Origin of the sequence: Paenibacillus sp. FSL H7-0442, assembly GCF_038593105.1 — a bacterium.
In the GTDB taxonomy this organism is placed as follows: Bacteria; Bacillota; Bacilli; order Paenibacillales; family Paenibacillaceae; genus Paenibacillus; species Paenibacillus polymyxa_D.
Window position 1 is genome coordinate 2,448,265 of the sequence record NZ_CP151963.1, and the last position, 20,267, is coordinate 2,468,531.

The 20,267-nt window shown below is 52.7% G+C and carries 1 protein-coding gene (running past both ends of the window); it reads left to right on the top strand.

This entire window lies inside a single protein-coding gene on the top strand: locus tag MHH57_RS11180, encoding a non-ribosomal peptide synthase/polyketide synthase. The 42,255-nt coding sequence extends 12,494 nt beyond the window's left edge and 9,494 nt beyond its right edge, so the window shows coding positions 12,495–32,761, spanning codon 4,165 (partial) through codon 10,921 (partial); the first complete codon in view begins at nt 2. Both codon boundaries (start and stop) fall beyond the window edges.

A 20,267-nucleotide genomic window follows, 5' to 3' on the forward strand; every position in this document is an offset into this window, starting at 1 on the left:
CCAGGCCGGCTACAAGCTGGACATGAAGGATTTGTTCCGCTATCCCATCGTCGCAACCCTGGCATCGCATATGCATGAGGTCAGTCGTATGGCAGATCAGGGAGAAGTAAGCGGAGAAACGGCGTTGCTTCCGATCCAGCACGAGTTCTTTGCGCAGGAGCAAGTGGATGCGTATCATTTTAATCAGGCGGTTATGCTGCACCGGGAGCAGGGGTTTGACGAGTCGGCTCTGCGTCAGGCGCTTGGCAAGCTGACAAAGCATCATGATGCTTTGCGGATGGTGTTCAGCAAGACAGAACAAGGCTATAAAGCATGGAGTCGCGGAATACAGGAAGGTGAGCTGTATCATCTGGATGTGGTGGACTTTACGAACTTGACGGATAAAGCCACGCTCAGCGCAGCCATTGAGGCGAAAGCCAGTGAAATTCAAAGGAGTATCCAACTGCATGAAGGGCCGCTGTTTAAAGCAGGTTTGTTCCACTGTGTAGATGGCGATCATCTCCTGATGGCGATTCACCATTTGGTCGTGGACGGGGTATCCTGGCGTATTTTGTTTGAGGATTTGGCTACTGCCTATGAACAGGCCGTTCATCAGAAAGTGCTTCAGCTGCCGGACAAAACGGATTCATTCCGTTCCTGGTCACAAAAACTTTCCGAGTATGCGAATAGCGCAGCCATGGACAGTGAACACGCCTACTGGGAACAATGGAACGCAGCTGCTTTGGCTGACCAAGTACGTTTGCCTGAGGATCAAGCGCAGGCCGAAACATTTACCTTAGCTGACACGGATACAGTGGCCTTCCAGCTTACGGAAGAAGAGACAGAAAGATTATTGAAGCAAGCACACCGTGCGTATAACACGGAAATGAACGATCTGTTGCTGACGGCTTTGGGCATGATGCTGTATACGTGGACGGGTCATGAACGCAGTCTGATTCATTTAGAGGGACACGGACGTGAGAACATTTTGCCGGATACGGACATTTCTCGTACGGTAGGCTGGTTTACGAGACCATATCCGGTATGGCTAGACATCGGTCGTGATCACGCTTTGTCGGGATGCATCAAACAGGTAAAAGAAAGTCTGCGTCATATTCCGAATCAAGGAATGGGCTACGGAATCTGGAGATATTTGAGTGAATCCGGCCAAGCCATGGCTCAGCAAGCAGATGCACTGCATCTTGGTCAACATCAAGCTTTTGCCGAGCCACAAGTGAGCTTTAACTATCTCGGACAGCTGGATCAGGACTTGCAAAACAGCGATATTCGTATGTCTCCTTACTCGATGGGATCGGTCGTTAGTGACCGGACGAAGATGAAATTTGCGCTCAATGTGAGCGGAATCGTAACGAACGGCATCCTGGAACTGGACATTCGGTATAACGGCAAAGCCTTCCGTAAAGATACGGTCCAAATGTTAGCCAACCTGTTGAAATCCAATCTGCTTGAAGTTATCGAGCATTGTGTTACACGAGATCGGATCGAATTAACTCCAAGTGATGTACTGTTCAAAGGTCTGACCCTGGAGCAATTAGATACGATTAAGGAGCAGACCAAGACGGTTGGGGAATTGGAAAATGTGTACCCGCTAACGCCCATGCAAAAGGGCATGCTGTTCCACAGTCTAATGAATGCTGAAACAGGCGTGTATTTTGAACAGGCGACCTTTGATCTGGAGGGCCATTTTGCACCGTCCACATTCGAGGAAAGTCTGAAGCTGCTGGTTAGTCGACATGCTATATTACGGACGAATTTCTACAGCGGCTGGCATGGTCAACCCTTGCAAATCGTCTATCGCCATAAAAGTCCGAGCTTCTTTTATGAGGACGTTAGAGGGCGTGAACAGGCTGTAGCTGAATTTGTGGCCCAGGACAAAGCTCGAGGCTTTGATTTAAGCAAGGATGCGCTTATGCGCGTATCCGTCTTCCGCACGGGTGAAAGCTCATACCGTTTTGTATGGAGCTTCCATCATATTGTGATGGACGGCTGGTGCCTGTCGCTGATGACAGACGAAGTGTTTGGTGCCTATGCTGCCTTGCTGGAGAACAAGCAGCCAGAGCTCGCACCTGTCAAGCCGTATAGTGACTATATCGAATGGTTGCAAGATCAGGATGCACAGGAAGCGACCCGTTATTGGAGTGACTATTTGGCAGGCTTTGAGCAGCAAACCTTGTTGCCTGGTGAGAATGCGCAAGCTTCTGTAGCCGCACGGGATGAAGAACCAGACGGAAGTGGTGGAAGTTCAAATTCTGGCTATGTTTCGGAAAAGCTGCCATTTATGTTGGGTAAAGAACGGAGTGCCGCATTAAAGCAAATAGCCAAGCAACAACATGTCACGATTAACACCTTGCTGCAAAGTGTGTGGGGCGTTATTTTACAGCAATACAATAATAATCAGGATGTTGTGTTTGGTGGTGTGGTATCCGGTCGTCCGGCAGACATTCCAGGTGTGGAGAACATGATTGGATTGTTTATCAATACCATACCGGTTCGGATTCAAAGTGAACGGAATGCTACATTTGCTGAAGTATTGCAGCGCACACAGGAACAGGCTTTGGCCTCCAGTGTCTATGATACGTTTCCGCTCTACGATATTCAGGCACGGACTGAACAAAAACAAGACCTGATTCATCACATCATGGTCTTTGAAAACTACCCGATTGGGCAGCAGATGAAGCAGATGGGCGGTTCCGGCGAGACAAAGGCACAAACAGGCTTCTCGATTGCCAATGTGGCACTTGCCGAGCAAACCAACTACGATTTTAACCTGATTGTCGTGCCTGACGAGGATATCTCTATCCTGCTTGAATACAATGCTCTGGTGTATAACCGGTCTACTATGGAGCGTATCCAGGGCCATATCGACCATGTCATCAGGCAAATTGTGGACAATCCGAATATCCGTGTGAATGAGCTGGAATTGGTAACACCAGAAGAACAGGCACAGATCGTTCAGGTTTGGGGGGATACGGCGGTAGCCTATCCACAGGATCAGACGCTAAGTGCACTGTTCGAGCAGCAGGCCACGAACACGCCGGATCAGGTGGCAGTGTTGTGCGGATCGGAATCGTTGACCTACGCGGAGTTGAATGAGCGAGCGAACCGTTTGGCTCGGACGCTGCGTGCGGAAGGTGTTGAACCGGATCAACCAGTCGGTATTCTGGTCCGCCGTTCGCTGGAGATGATCGTAGGCATCTACGCGATCCTCAAGGCAGGCGGAGCCTATGTGCCAATCGATCCGGAATATCCGGCCGACCGCATCCGCTTTATGCTGGAGGACTCGGGCGCGAAGCTGGTGCTGACGCAAGCGCATCTGGCGGAGCAAGCATCGCTGAGTTTCAACGGCCAGGTGCTGGTACTGGACCGCGAGAACATCTATCACGAAGATGGCTCGAATCTGGAGCCTCTGGCGGGGCCGCACCATGTTGCGTACGTCATCTATACCTCTGGCTCCACCGGAAAACCGAAGGGTGTGATGGTGGAGCACCATTCCGTGCTGAACCGGATTTTGTGGATGCATGATCGTTACGGCTTGAGTGCGGAAGATACGATCCTACAAAAGACCGCTTTCACCTTCGACGTGTCAGTGTGGGAGCTGTTCTGGTGGTCGATGGTCGGCTCGAAGGTAAGCCTGTTGTCCGTGGGCGGGGAAAAGAACCCGGAAGAGATCGTCGACACGATTGCCCGCGATGGCGTAACCACGATGCACTTTGTACCCGCTATGCTGCATGCGTTTCTGGAGTACGTGGAGCAGCAGCCACGGGAAGTGATGCAAGCGAAACTGGCAACGCTGCGCCATGTCTTTGCCAGTGGTGAAGCATTGCCACCACAGCATGTGGCCCGGTTCCAACAGCTTGTATCGAGCCTTGCGGGAGCGAAGCTGATCAACCTGTACGGCCCAACCGAAGCGACGGTGGACGTATCGTACTTTGATTGCGAGCCGGATGGGGAATATACAGTCATTCCCATCGGGAAACCGATTCAAAACATTCGTCTGTACATCGTGAAGGAAGGCACGGAGCAATTGCAGCCGATCGGGGTTGCAGGGGAGCTGTGCATCGGTGGTGTCGGTGTGGCACGAGGTTATCTGAACCGTCCGGAGTTGACGACCGAGAAATTTGTAACTGATCCGTTTTCGGGTGGTGAAGCAGGCTATGAACGGATGTATCGCACCGGCGATTTGGCGAGATGGATGCCGGACGGCAACATTGAATATCTGGGCCGGATCGACCATCAGGTGAAAATCCGGGGCTACCGGATTGAGCTGGGCGAGGTGGAATCGCAGCTGCTCCAAGTGGAATCGGTACGCGAAGCCGTCGTCATGGCTCGTGCGGCTGAAACGGGCCAAAAACAAATGGTGGCGTACTATGTCGCTGGGCAAGAGATCGGTGCCAGCGAGCTGAGAAGTGAGCTAGGCCGGGAGCTGCCAAGCTACATGGTGCCATCGTACTTTGTACAGCTGGAGCAGATGCCGCTGAGTCCAAATGGCAAAATTGACCGCAAGGCCCTGCCAGCACCGGAAGGCAGCCTGCAAACTGGAGCTGATTATGCAGAGCCGCGTACGGCGCAAGAACGCGCACTGGTAGCGGTCTGGCAGTCGGTACTGGGGCTGCAGACAGTCGGTATTTTGGACAATTTCTTTGATCTAGGCGGCGATTCCATCAAAGCCATCCAAATCGCATCGCGTACGTTCCAGGCCGGCTATAAGCTGGACATGAAGGATTTGTTCCAGTATCCAACGGTTGCAACACTGGCACCGCATATGCATGAGGTCAGCCGTATGGCAGATCAAGGAGAAGTAAGCGGGGAAACCGCGTTGCTTCCGATCCAGCATTGGTTCTTTGCGCAGGAGCGCGAGCGTCCGCAGCATTTTAATCAAGCGGTCATGCTCTATCGTGCCGAGGGCTTTGATGAGACGGCGATTCGCCAAGTCATGGATCACATCGTGAAGCATCATGATGCGCTGCGTACGGTATTCCGTCAGACTTCATCCGGTTACGAGGCTTGGACACGCGGTGTAGATGAAGGCGCGTTGTATACGCTGGAAACCGCAGACTACCGTGAACAAGTAGTCTATGCGGAAGCGCTGGAAGCGAAGGTAAATGAAATTCAAAGCAGCATTCACCTGTCCGAAGGACCGCTGGTGAAGCTGGGAGTGTTCCACACAGCCGAGGGCGATCATTTGCTCATAGCTATTCACCACTTGGTGGTGGACGGAGTGTCGTGGCGGATTCTGTTCGAAGATTTCTCGACAGGCTACGAGCAGGCGAGCAAGGGTGAGCCTGTACGATTGCCCTATAAAACGGATTCTTTCCAAGCATGGGCACGGGAGTTGTCGTCTTACGCCAACCGTCCTGAGGCTGCCTCGGATGAAGTTTATTGGAAGCAGGTGGAACAGGCCAAAGCGGAAGCCGCACCGCTGCCGAAGGATTTTGCCTACAAGGACTCCTTGAATGCAGACAGCGAAGTGCTGACGGTAGAGTGGACCGAAGCTGAAACCCAGCAGCTGTTGAAGCAGGCTTATCGCGCCTATAACACCGAGGTCAATGATTTGCTGCTGACCGCGCTGGGACTCGCAGTGCACAACTGGACAGGTGCAGGACAGGTGCTGGTAAATCTGGAGGGCCATGGCCGGGAAGCAATCCTGCCAGAGCTGGATATGACACGTACCGTAGGCTGGTTTACGAGCTTGTATCCAGTGCTGCTGGAGACCGACAAGGAAATGACACTGGCTCAGCGGATTAAAGAAACGAAGGAAGGCCTGCGCCGGATTCCGCATAAAGGGCTAACCTATGGCACTTGGCGCTACCTGTCCCCTGCGTCCGGATCAGGTGAAGCGCATGCGATTGCAGCAGAACCGGAAATCAGCTTTAACTATTTGGGTCAGGTCGATCAGGATCTACAAAACAGTGGAATCACATTGTCATCCTATAGTGCAGGGGAGACAGAGGATGCACATTCACCGCTGCAATATACGCTGGATTTAAACGCGATGATCTCGGAAGGCACGCTGCGCTTGACGATTGCTTACAGCCGCAAGCAGTATCGCAAAGAAACGCTGGAACGTGTGGCAGGACTGCTGCAATCCGCTTTGCAAGAGGTGATTACGCATTGCGTCGCTCAAAAGCAGCCTCAGCTGACTCCAAGTGATGTGTCCTTTAAAGGTTTGACGACTGGAGAGCTGGAACAGATCGCGGAACAGGCAACACGTATCGGTGAGCTGGAAAATGTATACGCACTGACGCCGATGCAAAAGGGGATGCTCTTTTACAATCTGATGGATTCGCAATCGGGAGCATATTTTGAACAGGCCTCCTTTGATCTGCGAGGACATTTTAATATCGCTGCATTTGCGGCCAGTTTGGATGTTTTAATGCAGCGGCATACGGTACTGCGCACGAACTTCTACAGCGGCTGGCAGGATGAACCGCTTCAGGTTGTGTACCGCAATAAGCGCAGTGAACTGTATGTGGAAGATTTGCGGGATATGAAGGACGAGCAGCAAAACGAATACATGCTCGAATTTACGCGTAAAGACAAGCAAAGAGGCTTTGACCTAGCACAAGACGCCTTGATGCGTGTCACTGTGTTGCGCACAGGTGAGGAGACGTACCGTTTTGTATGGAGTTTCCATCATATCGTGATGGATGGCTGGTGCTTGTCGCTGGTGACAAACGAAGTGTTTGCGAGCTATTTTGCGATCCTGGCCCATAAACAACCGGAACTGGCCCCTGTAACGCCGTACAGTCAATATATCGAATGGCTGGAGCAGCAGGATCGTCAGGCCGCATCAAGCTACTGGAGCAAGGCTCTGGAAGGATACGAGGAGCAGTCTCGTTTGCCACAGGCTAAAATTCAGGGCAAAACGGGGTATCAGTCGGAGCGTTTAGATTTTGATTTGGGCGCGGATCTCACAGCTGGTATTCAGCGCATAGCCAAGCGTTATCAGGTGACGATCAATACGTTGATGCAGACCGTTTGGGGCCTTTTGCTGCAAAAATATAATGGTACCGATGATGTCGTGTTTGGCAGCGTGGTATCTGGACGTCCGGCAGACATTCCGAATGTGGAGCACATCATTGGTCTGTTTATCAATACCATTCCGGTGCGTATCCGTAGTCAAGTGGGTAGTCTATTCTCCGATGTGATGAAGCAAACCCAAGAGCAATCGATTGCTTCCCATGCCTATGATACGTATCCGTTGTATGAAATTCAGGGACTGTCGGAGCTTAAGCAGGATTTGATCAACCATATTCTTATTTTTGAGAACTATCCGGTCGAGGAACAAATCGAGCAATTAGGTAGCGGTGAGGCGTCCAGCTTCACGATCACCGGAGCCGAGTCCGTCGAGCAGACCAACTATGACTTTAACCTGGTGGTGCTGCCGGGGAACACCATTCACATGAGCTTTGGCTATAATGCTCTGGCCTTTGAACGGGAAAGTGTAGAACAAATTCGAGGTCATCTGGTGCAATTGCTGGAGCAGGTAACTGCGAATCCGAACATCCGTGTACATGAACTGGATATGATAACCGCGCAGGAGCGTGAGCAAATCGTTAAGGTTTGGGGGAATACAGCAGCAACCTATGCAAGCGAGCAAACGATCCATGGCTTGTTCGAGACGCAAACGGCGCAGACACCGGAGCAGACAGCCTTGTTCTTTGAAGGAGAAACGCTGACTTATCGCGAGCTGAATGAACGCGCCAATCGCCTGGCTCGTACCTTGCGCAGTCAAGGCGTGACGAAAGATCGTTTGGTGGGTCTGATGACCGAGCGGTCGGTGGATATGATCGTGGGCATCTTCGGGATTTTAAAAGCCGGAGGCGCATATGTCCCCATCGATCCAACCTACCCGGAAGAGCGTATCCGCTATATGCTGGACGACTCGGGTGCGAAGCTACTGTTGACACAAAGTCATCTGGTGGACAAAGCAGTTATCGATGGCCAAGTGCTGGTGCTGGATGGAACGCAAACGGTGTATCACGAGGATGGTTCCAACCTGGAGCCGTGGTCCGGTCCAAATGATTTGGCGTATGTGATTTATACATCGGGTACAACAGGGCAGCCGAAGGGCGTTATGCTGGAGCATCACGGGCTGTGCAATCTGAAAACGTATTTTGATCAGACGCTTCGAATCCGCACGTCGGATCATGCGTTGCTGTTCGCTAGCTATTCGTTTGATGCGGCTTGCTGGGAAATCTTCCAAGCGCTGTTCTGCGGAGCCACGTTATATGTGCCAACGACAGAGACGATTTTGAACTACGAGCGGTTTGAGCAATATATGGCGAATCACCGGATTACGGTGGCCGCTTTGCCGCCGACCTATGCGGTGTATCTGGAGCCAGAGCGGATGCCACACCTGCGTATTCTGTTCACTGCGGGTTCAGCATCTTCCACCGAACTGGTATACAAGTGGAAGGATCAAGTGGCGTACTACAACGGCTACGGTCCAACTGAAAACTCAGTTGCAACGTCCATCTGGCCGGTGTCCGAGGATGCAAGGGCTGGACAACTCATTTCCATTGGACGTCCTGTGCCGAATCATCGGGTATACATGGTGGATGGGCATGGACATTTGGCTCCGGTAGGCGTAGCAGGTGAGCTGTGCGTGTCTGGTCCAGGTCTGGCGCGTGGATATCTGGATCGTCCAGAGCTGACGGCGGAGAAATTTGTAGCGAACCCGTTTGCGGTTGGTGAAGCAGGCTATGAACGAATGTACCGTACGGGTGACTTGGCGAGATGGATGCCAGACGGCAACATCGAATATTTGGGCCGGATTGACCATCAGGTGAAAATCCGGGGCTACCGGATCGAGCTGGGTGAGGTCGAGGCACAAATCTTGAAAGTGGAAGACGTGCAAGAGGTCATCGTACTGGCCCAAGCGGACGAACAGGGGCAAAACCAACTGGTGGCGTACTATGTCGCTGAAAGAGACGTAAGCGCTGGGGAGCTGCGTAGCTTACTGGGTGAGGATCTGCCCAACTATATGGTGCCTTCGTATTTCATCCAGCTGGAGCAGATGCCACTGACACCGAACGGTAAAATCGACCGCAAGGCACTGCCAGCACCGGAGGGCAGCTTGCAAAGCGGAGCGGATTATGTAGAGCCGCGCACAGCACTGGAGCAGACGTTAGTGTCCATTTGGCAGTCTGTATTAGGAGCAAAGAGAGTCGGCATTTTGGATAATTTCTTTGATCTGGGCGGCGATTCGATCAAAGCGATCCAGGTATCGTCCCGCTTGCTGCAAGCGGGCTACAAGCTGGAGATGAAGGATTTGTTCCAATATCCGTCCATTTCACTGCTGAGCAGTCATGTACACAAAGTTAGCCGCACAGCCGATCAGCGGGTGGTCTCGGGAGCAGTTAAATTGACCCCAATACAGCAATGGTTCTTTGGACAATCCTCAGCAGAGCCACATTATTTCAACCAATCGGTGATGCTGTATAGAGCACAAGGATTCGATGAAGCCGCATTGCATCAAACGGTGACCCAGGTGACGGAGCATCATGATGCGCTGCGTATGGTCTTCCGACAGACCGAACAGGGCTATGAAGCGTGGAATCGTGGTTTGAACGAAGGTCAGCTGTACAGTCTGGACGTTGTTGATTTGACGGGTGTCGAAGACGCGGCAGATGTGACGGTGGCGATTGAAATGAAAGCCAATGCCATCCAAAGTTCTATTCGTCTAGATGAAGGACCGCTGGTGAAGCTGGGACTTTTCCGCTGCATGGATGGAGATCATTTACTGATTGCCATTCACCATTTGGTCATAGACGGGATTTCGTGGCGGATTGTGTTTGAGGATTTTGCCACGGGGTATGAGCAGGCCGTGCGGAGAGAAGCGATTCGCCTGCCATATAAAACGGACTCTTTCTCCGACTGGGCAGAACGTTTGTCTCAATATGCGAATAGCCCGGCGATCGAAAATGAACGCGAATATTGGCAGCATCTCGCTCAAATGGAAATTGCATCGTTGCCTAAGGATCAAGAAAGAGTGGAGGGACAACATTCTCTAATCAGAGACACTGCGACGGTGAGCGTAGCTTGGAGCGAACAGGAAACACGGCTGCTGCTGCTGGAATCGCATCGGGCGTATAACACAGAGGTCAATGATCTGCTGTTAACCGCACTCGGCACCGCGTTATATAACTGGAGCGGTCAGGAGCGTGTGCTGGTCAATCTGGAGGGCCATGGCCGGGAAGCCATTGTTCCAGATATCGATATCACCCGTACCGTGGGCTGGTTTACGAGTCAGTATCCAGTACTGCTGGGTGTGGATGGGAAGGCAGAAGTAGGGCAGCGAATCAAGCGGGTGAAGGAAGATCTGCGTCATGTGCCGCATAAGGGTATTGGCTACGGTATTTTGAAGTATATGTCTCAGCATGATGTCCATCCTTCCTTGACCTTGCAGCCTGAAATTAGCTTTAACTATTTGGGACAGTTTGATCAGGACTTAGAAAATGGGGATATCACGCTGTCTTCGCATCCAGGTGGAGAGCCGATGAGTGACCATACTGTACTGGAGCATCCTTTGAATGTGAACGGCATGATTACAGCGGGCGCGCTGACACTGGACATTCGCTATGACAGTAAGGTATATCAACAGCAAAATGTAGAGAACTTTGCGCAGTTGCTGCAGGAAAGCTTGCAGGAAGTGATCGCGCATTGTGCCTCCCAAGAGCGGAGCGAACTAACCCCAAGCGATGTCTTGTTCAAAGGCTTGTCGTTGGAACAACTGGAGCAATTGACGGAGCAAACGACTTCTGTGGGCGAACTGGAAAATGTGTATGCTCTTTCGCCGATGCAGAAGGGGATGCTGTTCCATAGTCTGATGGAGCCGGACTCAGGTGCATACTTCCAGCAAGCGTCGTTTGATCAAAAAGGCAGCTTTGATGTTGAAATTTTCCGCAAGAGTCTAGATGTACTGACACAGCGTCATGAAGCACTGCGGACGAATTTCCATCGATTTGAAACAGGACATGGTCCGGAGCCATTGCAAATCGTGTTCCGTCACAAAGATAGCGATCTGTCCTTCAAGGATATACGCGAAATGCAGGAAGCGGAGCAACAGGCGTATATCCAGACGTTTAAGCAGGAAGACCAGGCTAGAGGCTTTGATCTCGGTACGGATGCACTTATGCGCGTACAGGTATTGCAGACCGATGAAGAAACGTATCATTTGGTCTGGAGCTTCCATCACATTGTCATGGATGGCTGGTGCTTATCGCTCGTTACAGGCGAAGTGTTTGGTACGTACTTTGCGCTGCTGGAGCAGAAACAGCCGGAGCTTGCTCCTGTCACATCATATGGTCAATATATCGAATGGCTAGAGCGTCAGGATGAACGTGCGGCACAAGAGTATTGGAGCAGCTATTTGGCTGGCTTTGAACAGCAAACCTTGTTACCTGGATTGGATACTTCATCGAAAGACCAAGCGGCTAATACTGTATTCGCTACAGCAAACGAAACCAGGGAATATATTTCTGAAAAAATAACGGTAGATCTGGATCCAGCGTGGAGCGAAGCGATGTACCGGATTGCAAAGCAGCAGCAGGTCACGATTAATACGCTGATGCAGAGCGTGTGGGGCCTTATTTTGCAGAAATATAACAACAATGAGGATGTTGTATTCGGCAGTGTCGTATCTGGACGTCCGACGGATATTGCGGGTGTAGAGCATATGATCGGTCTGTTCATTAATACGATCCCAGTGCGGATTCAAAGTGAACAGAATGCCACGTTTGTGGACATCATGCGGAAAACGCAGGAGCAGGCACTGGCCTCAGGAGCCTATGACAGCTTCCCGCTGTATGAAATTCAGGCATTGACCGAGCAGAAGCAGCATCTGATTAACCACATTATGGTATTTGAGAATTATCCGGTAGAGGAGCAAGTCGAGCAGCTTGGGGAAGTTCGTCCATCCGCTTTTGAAATTACGAATGTGGAGGTTGTCGAGCAAACAAACTATGATCTGGACTTGATTGTGATGCCCGATGAAACCTTCCGCATTATGTTCAGATATAACGCCAATGTATACGATCGGTCTACGATCGAGCGGATGCAGGGACATGTACTGCATGTCATCGAGCAAATCGTGAATAATCCGCATATCCGTGTGAATGAGCTGGAATTGGTGACACCGGAAGAGCAGGCGCAGATCGTTCAGGTCTGGGGGGATACGGCGGCAGCTTATCCGCAGGATCAAACGCTAAGCGCACTGTTCGAGCAGCAGGCAGCGAATACACCGGATCAGGCAGCAGTGTTGTGCGGATCGGAATCGTTGACCTACGCGGAGTTGAATGAGCGCGCGAACCGACTCGCACGCACTTTGCGTGCGGAAGGCGTCGAGCCGGATCAGCCTGTAGGCATACTGGCTCACCGTTCTCTGGACATGATCGTAGGTATTTATGCGATCCTCAAAGCAGGCGGAGCCTACGTGCCAATTGATCCAGAATATCCGGCCGACCGCATCCGCTTCATGCTGGAGGATTCGGGAGCGAAGCTGGTGCTGACGCAATCGCATCTGGCGGAGCAAGCATCGCTGAGTTTCGACGGCCAGGTGCTGGTGCTGGATCGTCAGGAGCAGGCTGGCCAAGACATTTACCACGAAGACGGCTCGAATCTGGAGCCACTGGCCGGACCGCACCATGTCGCCTATGTCATTTATACCTCTGGCTCCACGGGAAAACCGAAGGGCGTGATGGTGGAGCACCATTCTGTGCTGAATCGGATTTTGTGGATGCATGATCGGTACGGCTTGAGTGCGGAAGATACGATCCTGCAAAAGACCGCCTTCACGTTCGACGTGTCGGTGTGGGAGCTGTTCTGGTGGTCGCTGGTCGGCTCGAAGGTGAGCTTGCTGTCGGTAGGCGGGGAAAAGAACCCGGAAGACATCGTGGACACGATTGCCCGCGATGGAGTGAGCACGATGCACTTTGTACCTGCCATGCTGCATGCGTTCCTGGAGTATGTGGAGCAGCAGCCACGGGAAGTGATGCAAGCGAAACTGGCAACGCTGCGCCATGTCTTTGCCAGTGGTGAAGCCTTGCCGCCACAGCATGTGGCTCGCTTCCAACGGCTCGTGTCGAGCCTGACCGGAGCGAAGCTGATCAACCTGTACGGTCCAACCGAAGCGACGGTGGACGTATCGTACTTTGATTGCGAGCCGACGGAAGAATATGCAGTCATTCCGATCGGAAAACCGATTCAAAACATTCGCCTGTACATCGTGAAGGAAGGCACGGAGCAATTGCAGCCGATTGGGGTTGCAGGGGAGTTGTGCATCGGTGGTGTCGGTGTGGCACGTGGGTATCTGAACCGTCCGGAGCTGACGGCCGAGAAATTCGTAGCCGACCCGTTTGCCGGCGGGGAAGCAGGCTATGAACGGATGTACCGCACTGGCGATTTGGCAAGATGGATGCCGGACGGAAACATTGAATATCTGGGCCGGATCGACCATCAGGTGAAGATCCGCGGTTACCGGATTGAGCTGGGCGAGGTCGAAACGCAGCTGCTCCAAGTAGCGTCCGTGCGAGAAGCGGTTGTCATGGCGCGTGCAGACGAAACGGGACAAAAACACATGGTGGCGTACTATGTCGCCGGGCAAGAGCTAGGAGCCAGCGAGCTGAGAAGTGAGCTGGGCCGAGAGCTGCCAAGCTATATGGTGCCGTCCTACTTTGTACAACTGGAGCAAATGCCGCTGAGTCCCAATGGCAAAATTGACCGTAAGGCCCTGCCAGCACCGGAAGGCAGCCTGCAAAGCGGAGCCGATTATGTCGCACCGCGGACGTGGGTGGAAGTGAAGCTGGCGCAAATTTGGCAGGATGTGCTGGGCCTGGCGCAGGTCGGCGTGAAGGAAAACTTCTTCGAGATTGGCGGACACTCGCTGCGGGCGACGACACTGGCCTCGAAGATTCACAAGGAGCTGAACAAGCCGCTTCCACTGCGCAGTATTTTTGAAGCACCAACGATTGAGCAACTGGCAACGGTGTTAGAAAGTCTGGATCAAGTAACATATGCGTCCATTCCGGTAACAGAAGAACGCAGCTTCTACCCGTTATCTTCAGCACAAAAACGACTGTATGTACTGCATCAGTTTGATCCAAGTGATGTGAACTACAACATGCCGTCGGTGCTGCAAGTGAGCGGTCCGCTGGATGTGAAACGAGTAGAGGACGTGTTCCGTCAACTGATTGCCCGCCATGCGACCTTGCGTACCCGCTTTGAGCTGGTAGACAATGAGCCGATGCAATGGATTGAGGATACCGTGCCATTCGAGGTGGAATATACGAAGGTACAGGTAGAGAGTACGACTACGGCTACGTACACGAGGATTAGCGAGGAAGCACAAGAACGGGTACGGCAGTTTATCCGTCCGTTTGATCTAAAAGCTGCACCGCTGCTGCGGGTAGGCTTGGTGGATCTGGGTGTCCAAGGAGTAGAGCAAGAATCCCAGCATTTACTCATGCTCGACATGCACCATATCGTTTCGGATGGCGCGTCGATGGAGGTACTGACCGATGAGTTTGTCCGCTTGTATGGCGGTGAAGAACTGTCGCCATTGCGGATTCAGTACAAAGACTATGCCGTATGGCAGCAAAGCGAAACCCATCAGGAGTGGATGCAGCGTCAGGAAGCGTACTGGCTGGGCACCTTCCGGGGCGGAGTGCCTGTACTGGATCTGTCAACCGACTTTGCCCGTCCGGCGGTGCAGAGTACGGCAGGGGATACGATCGAATTTGCATTGGAGCGTGAGGTTAGTGAACGCCTGAAAGAACTGGCTTCGCAAACAGGCGCTACCCTATACATGGTGCTGCTGGCGGCGTACACTACGCTCTTGCACAAATACACGGGCCAAGAGGACATTGTCGTCGGCACGCCGATTGCAGGACGACCGCATGCGGAGCTCAGTAATCTGGTGGGTGTCTTCATTAACACGCTGGCGATTCGCAATTATCCGTCCAGCGACAAAACGTTTCTGGATTATCTGCAAGAGGTGAAGGAGCATGCGCTCAGTGCTTATGAGCATCAGGACTATCCTTTTGAAGAACTGGTTGAACAGCTGAATTTGACGAGAGATACGAGCCGAAATGCGCTGTTTGACACGATGTTTGAGTTGAAAACCTTGGAGCAACAGGAGTTACTGCTGGAAGGTTTGACCTTGAGCTCCTATCCACTGGAAAATCATACGGCCAAGTTTGATCTGACTTTAGATGCAGTGGAGCAGCCAGAAGGCATTCTGTGCAGTCTGGAATACAGCACGGCGTTGTACAAGCCTGAGACCATGACGCGATTGGCACAGCATTTTGCGGAAATCGTTCGAGCTATTGCATACCATCCACAACAGCCCCTGGCAACTTTGAATATGGTAACCGTTGAGGAAAAGGAGCAACTCATCTACGGTTTTGGAGAAGTGGGAGTAACGGATGGTGCTGCAGTTGAAGCAGGAGCCCTGTTCCATACCTATGTGGAAGAACAGGCACAGCTTGTACCAGATCATGTGGCGGTGGTGTACGAGGAGGAGCAGCTCACTTACCGGAAACTGAACGAGCGCGCGAACCAATTGGCGCGGAGATTGCGGAATGAAGGCGTTGGACGCGAGTCGATTGTCGGCATTTTGAGTGAACGCTCGGTAGACATGCTGGTCGGCGTACTGGCGGTGTGGAAGGCGGGAGGCGCCTATGTGCCGCTGGATGCAGACTATCCGTCTGAACGGATTCGTTTCATGCTGGAGGACAGTGGTGCGACGGTATTGTTGACCCAAATCGGCTTACAGGAGCAAGCACAGATATGGCTTGGGGAAAGCCGACAGGCCTTGGCCGGAGGGCAGACTGAGGGTGAGTTGGAAACAGCGGCTGGTGCTGAAACGATGGAAAGAGACAGCCTAAATGAAAACTTAGGCTCAAAATCAGATTCGAAGTCTGACAGCGAAGCAGCATCCGAACCGGCAACAGGGCTGCGTCTGCATACCGTATTGGCATTGGACGATGAGTCACTGTACACCGGAGATACGACAGACGTCGATCACATCAACGAACCGCACGATTTGGCGTATGTGATCTATACATCCGGGACAACCGGACGGCCGAAGGGCGTCATGATCGAGCATCGCAGCCTGGTGAATACGGCTGCGGCGTATCGCCGGGATTATCGCCTGAACCAATTCCCAGTCCGACTGCTGCAACTGGCGAGCTTCTCCTTCGACGTGTTCGTCGGGGACATTGCACGGACGCTCTATAACGGCGGCACGATGGTCATTTGTCCGAAAGACGACCGGATTGATTTTAGCCGTTTGTATGGCTGGATTCGCGATGTCCAGATAACCGTGTTCGAATCGACTCCAGCCCTGATCGTACCGTTTATGCAGCATGTGCATGAACAGGGGCTGGACATGAGCAGTCTGGAACTACTAATCACCAGTTCGGACAGCTGCAGTGTGACGGACTACCGGGTGCTGCAAGAACGGTTTGGTGCGGATATCCGCATTATGAACAGCTACGGCGTCACCGAAGCGGCGATTGACTCCAGCTTCTACGACGAAGAGCTGTCAAAGCTGCCAAGCAGCGGCCATGTGCCGATTGGTCAGGCGTGGCTGAACGCACGCTTCTACATTGTGGACAGCCAGCTGAATCCGGTGCCGATCGGCGTACTGGGTGAGCTGTGCATTGGTGGAGCCGGGGTGGCACGGGGATATCTGAATCGTGCAGACCTGACGGCCGAAAAATTCGTAGCGAATCCATATGTAGCGGGTGAACGATTGTACCGTACAGGCGATTTGGCGCGGTGGATGCCGGATGGCAATGTGGACTTTATCGGCCGGATGGATGATCAAGTCAAAATCCGGGGCTTCCGGATTGAACTGGGCGAGGTGGAAGCGCAGCTGCTGACCGTGGACGGCATTCAGAAAGCCATCGTCACCGCCTGGGAAAACGAAGACGGAGACAAGGATCTGTGTGCGTATGTCGTAGCCTCGGAGGCGCTGAATTTGCCGGATCTGCGCAGCACACTCCAGCCCAAACTGCCGGGCTATATGATCCCGACCTATGTCGTACAACTGGATCGTTTCCCGCTGACACCGAACGGAAAAATTGACCGCAAAGCGTTGCCTGCGCCAGAAGCGCGCCTCGAAGGAGGCACGGCGTACGTGGCACCGCGCACACCGCTGGAAGAGCAGTTGGTACGTATTTGGCAAAGCGTTCTGAATCATCATCAAATAGGCATCCAGGATAACTTCTTTGAAGTGGGAGGACATTCTCTGCGCGCTACCACCCTGATGGCGAAAATCCATCAGGAGCTGAATCACAAGCTGGCGTTGCGAGATATTTTCCAATATCCGACGATTGAGCAACTGGTGCAGTTGATGGGTGAAGATCAGACCCAGCAAACGTATGTATCTATTCCTGTGGTGGAGGAGCGTGAATATTATCCTGTTTCCTCGGCGCAAAAACGGATGTACGTGCTGAGTCACCTGGAAGGTGGAGAGGTTAGCTACAACATGCCAGGAGCGTTGATTATCGAAGGTTCCTTGGATAAAATGCGACTGGAACAAGCCTTCCGCCAGCTGATTGCCCGTCATGAAGCCCTGCGAACCCGATTCGAGATGGTGGATGGTGAGGTGATTCAACGGATTGAATCGGGCGTCGCATTCAGCGTGGAGCATGTGCAGGCAAGCGAAGAAGAGACCCAGCAGTATGCCCAAGACTTTGTACGCGCATTTGATCTCGCACAAGCACCATTGCTGCGGGTTCAGCTGGTGGAAACCGGACCGGAGCGTCACGTCATGCTCTATGACATGCACCATATTATTTCGGATGGCGTCACGGAAGGAATTATCGTGCAGGAGTTCTCTCAATTGTATGAAGGCAAGGAACTGCCGCCACTCCGTATTCAGTACAAGGACTATGCGGTTTGGCAGCATGCAGATATGCAAAGTGAGCGGCTTCGTGAGCAGGAAAGCTACTGGCTGAACACGATGGCTGGTGACATTCCGGTGCTGGATATGCCTACGGATTTTGCAAGACCAGCCGTACAGCGTCTGGAAGGAGCTCGATTGGAATTTGCGATCAGCCTGGAGGACAGCGAACAGTTGAAACAGCTGTCCGCGCAAACCGGTTCCACCTTGTACATGGTGTTGCTGGCCGCGTATAGCACACTCTTGCATAAATACACGGGTCAAGAGGACATTATCGTCGGCACGCCAATTGCCGGAAGACCACATGCGGAACTGGAGAGCTTGGTAGGCGTATTCCTCAACACGCTGGCAATCCGCAATTATCCGGCTGGTGACAAAACGTTCCTGGACTACTTGCAAGAGGTCAAAGAGCATGCGCTCAGTGCTTACGAACATCAGGAATATCCTTTTGAAGAGCTGGTTGAAAAGCTGAATTTAACGCGGGATACGAGCCGGAATGCGCTGTTTGACACGATGTTTGAGTTGAAAACATTTGAGCAGCAGGAGTTCGAGCTGGAAGGTCTGACCTTTAAGACGTATCCGACAGACAATCATACGGCCAAATTTGATCTGACCTTGGATGCCGTGGAGCAGCCGGAAGGCATTCTGTGCAGTCTGGAATACAGCACGGCGCTGTACAAGCCTGAGACCATTGCGCGCTTGGCACAGCATTTTACCGAACTTGTACGTGCGATTACTCTTCATCCGCAGCAATCACTGGCAGCTTTGGAAATGGTAACCGTCGAGGAAAAAGCACAAATCATCTACGGTTTTGGAGATGTGGGAGTATCGGATGTTACTGCTGAAGCAGGAGGCTTATTCCATACTTATGTGGAAGAACAGACCCAGCTTATACCAGATCATGTGGCGGTGGTGTACGAGGAACAACAACTGACGTACCGCACACTGAACGAGCGTGCGAACCAATTAGCCCGTAGACTGCGAAATGAAGGCATTGGACGCGAGTCGATTGTTGGCATTTTGAGTGAACGTTCGGTCGACATGCTGGTTGGCGTACTGGCGGTGTGGAAGGCAGGAGGCGCCTATGTGCCGCTGGATGCAGATTATCCGTCCGAACGTATTCGTTTCATGCTGGAGGACAGTGGTGCGACGGTACTGTTGACCCAAATCGGCTTGCAGGAGCGTGCACAGGCATGGCTCGAGGAAAGCCAACCTACATCCGAACCCGCAACAGGGCTGCGTCTGCACACCGTACTGGCACTGGACGATGAGTCGCTGTACACCGGAGATACCACAGACGTCAATCACATCAACGAACCGCAGGATCTGGCGTATGTGATCTACACGTCGGGAACAACGGGACGTCCGAAGGGCGTCATGATCGAGCATCGCAGCTTGGTGAATACCGCCGCGGCGTATCGTCGGGATTATCGCCTGAACCAGTTCCCGGTACGTTTGCTGCAGCTGGCAAGCTTTTCCTTCGACGTGTTCGTCGGTGATATCGCGCGGACGCTTTATAACGGCGGCACAATGGTTATCTGTCCGAAAGACGACCGCATTGATCCGAGCCGTCTGTATGGCTGGATTCGCGACTATCAGATTACCGTGTTCGAATCGACTCCAGCCCTGATCGTACCGTTTATGCAGCATGTATATGAGCAGGGACTGGACATGAGCAGTCTGGAATTGCTGATTACCAGCTCGGATAGCTGCAGCGTGACGGATTATCGGGTGTTGCAAGAACGATTTGGCGCAGATATTCGCATTATGAACAGCTATGGTGTTACGGAAGCGGCGATCGACTCCAGCTTCTACGACGAAGAACTGTCGAAGCTGCCAAGCAGCGGTAATGTGCCGATTGGACAGGCATGGCTGAACGCACGCTTCTACATCGTGGACAGCCAGCTGAATCCGGTGCCGATCGGCGTACTGGGTGAGCTGTGCATTGGCGGAGCTGGGGTAGCACGAGGCTACCTGAACCGTGCGGACCTGACGGCCGAGAAATTCGTAGCCAATCCGTTCGTGCCAGGTGAACGATTATACCGCACAGGTGACTTGGCGCGATGGATGCCGGACGGCAATGTGGACTTTATCGGCCGGATGGACTATCAAGTGAAAATCCGGGGCTATCGGATCGAGCTGGGCGAGATCGAAACGGCGATCCAGCGGGTGCCGGGTGTACGTCAAGCGGTAGTCATCGACCGGACGGATGAGCGTGGACACAAGTACTTGTGCGGATACATCACAGGAGAAGCTGAGCTGCGGATCGAGGAGGTACAGGCCGAACTGGAAGCCGGACTGCCAGCGCACATGGTGCCTGCACGTTTGATGCAACTGGAGACGATCCCGCTGACCA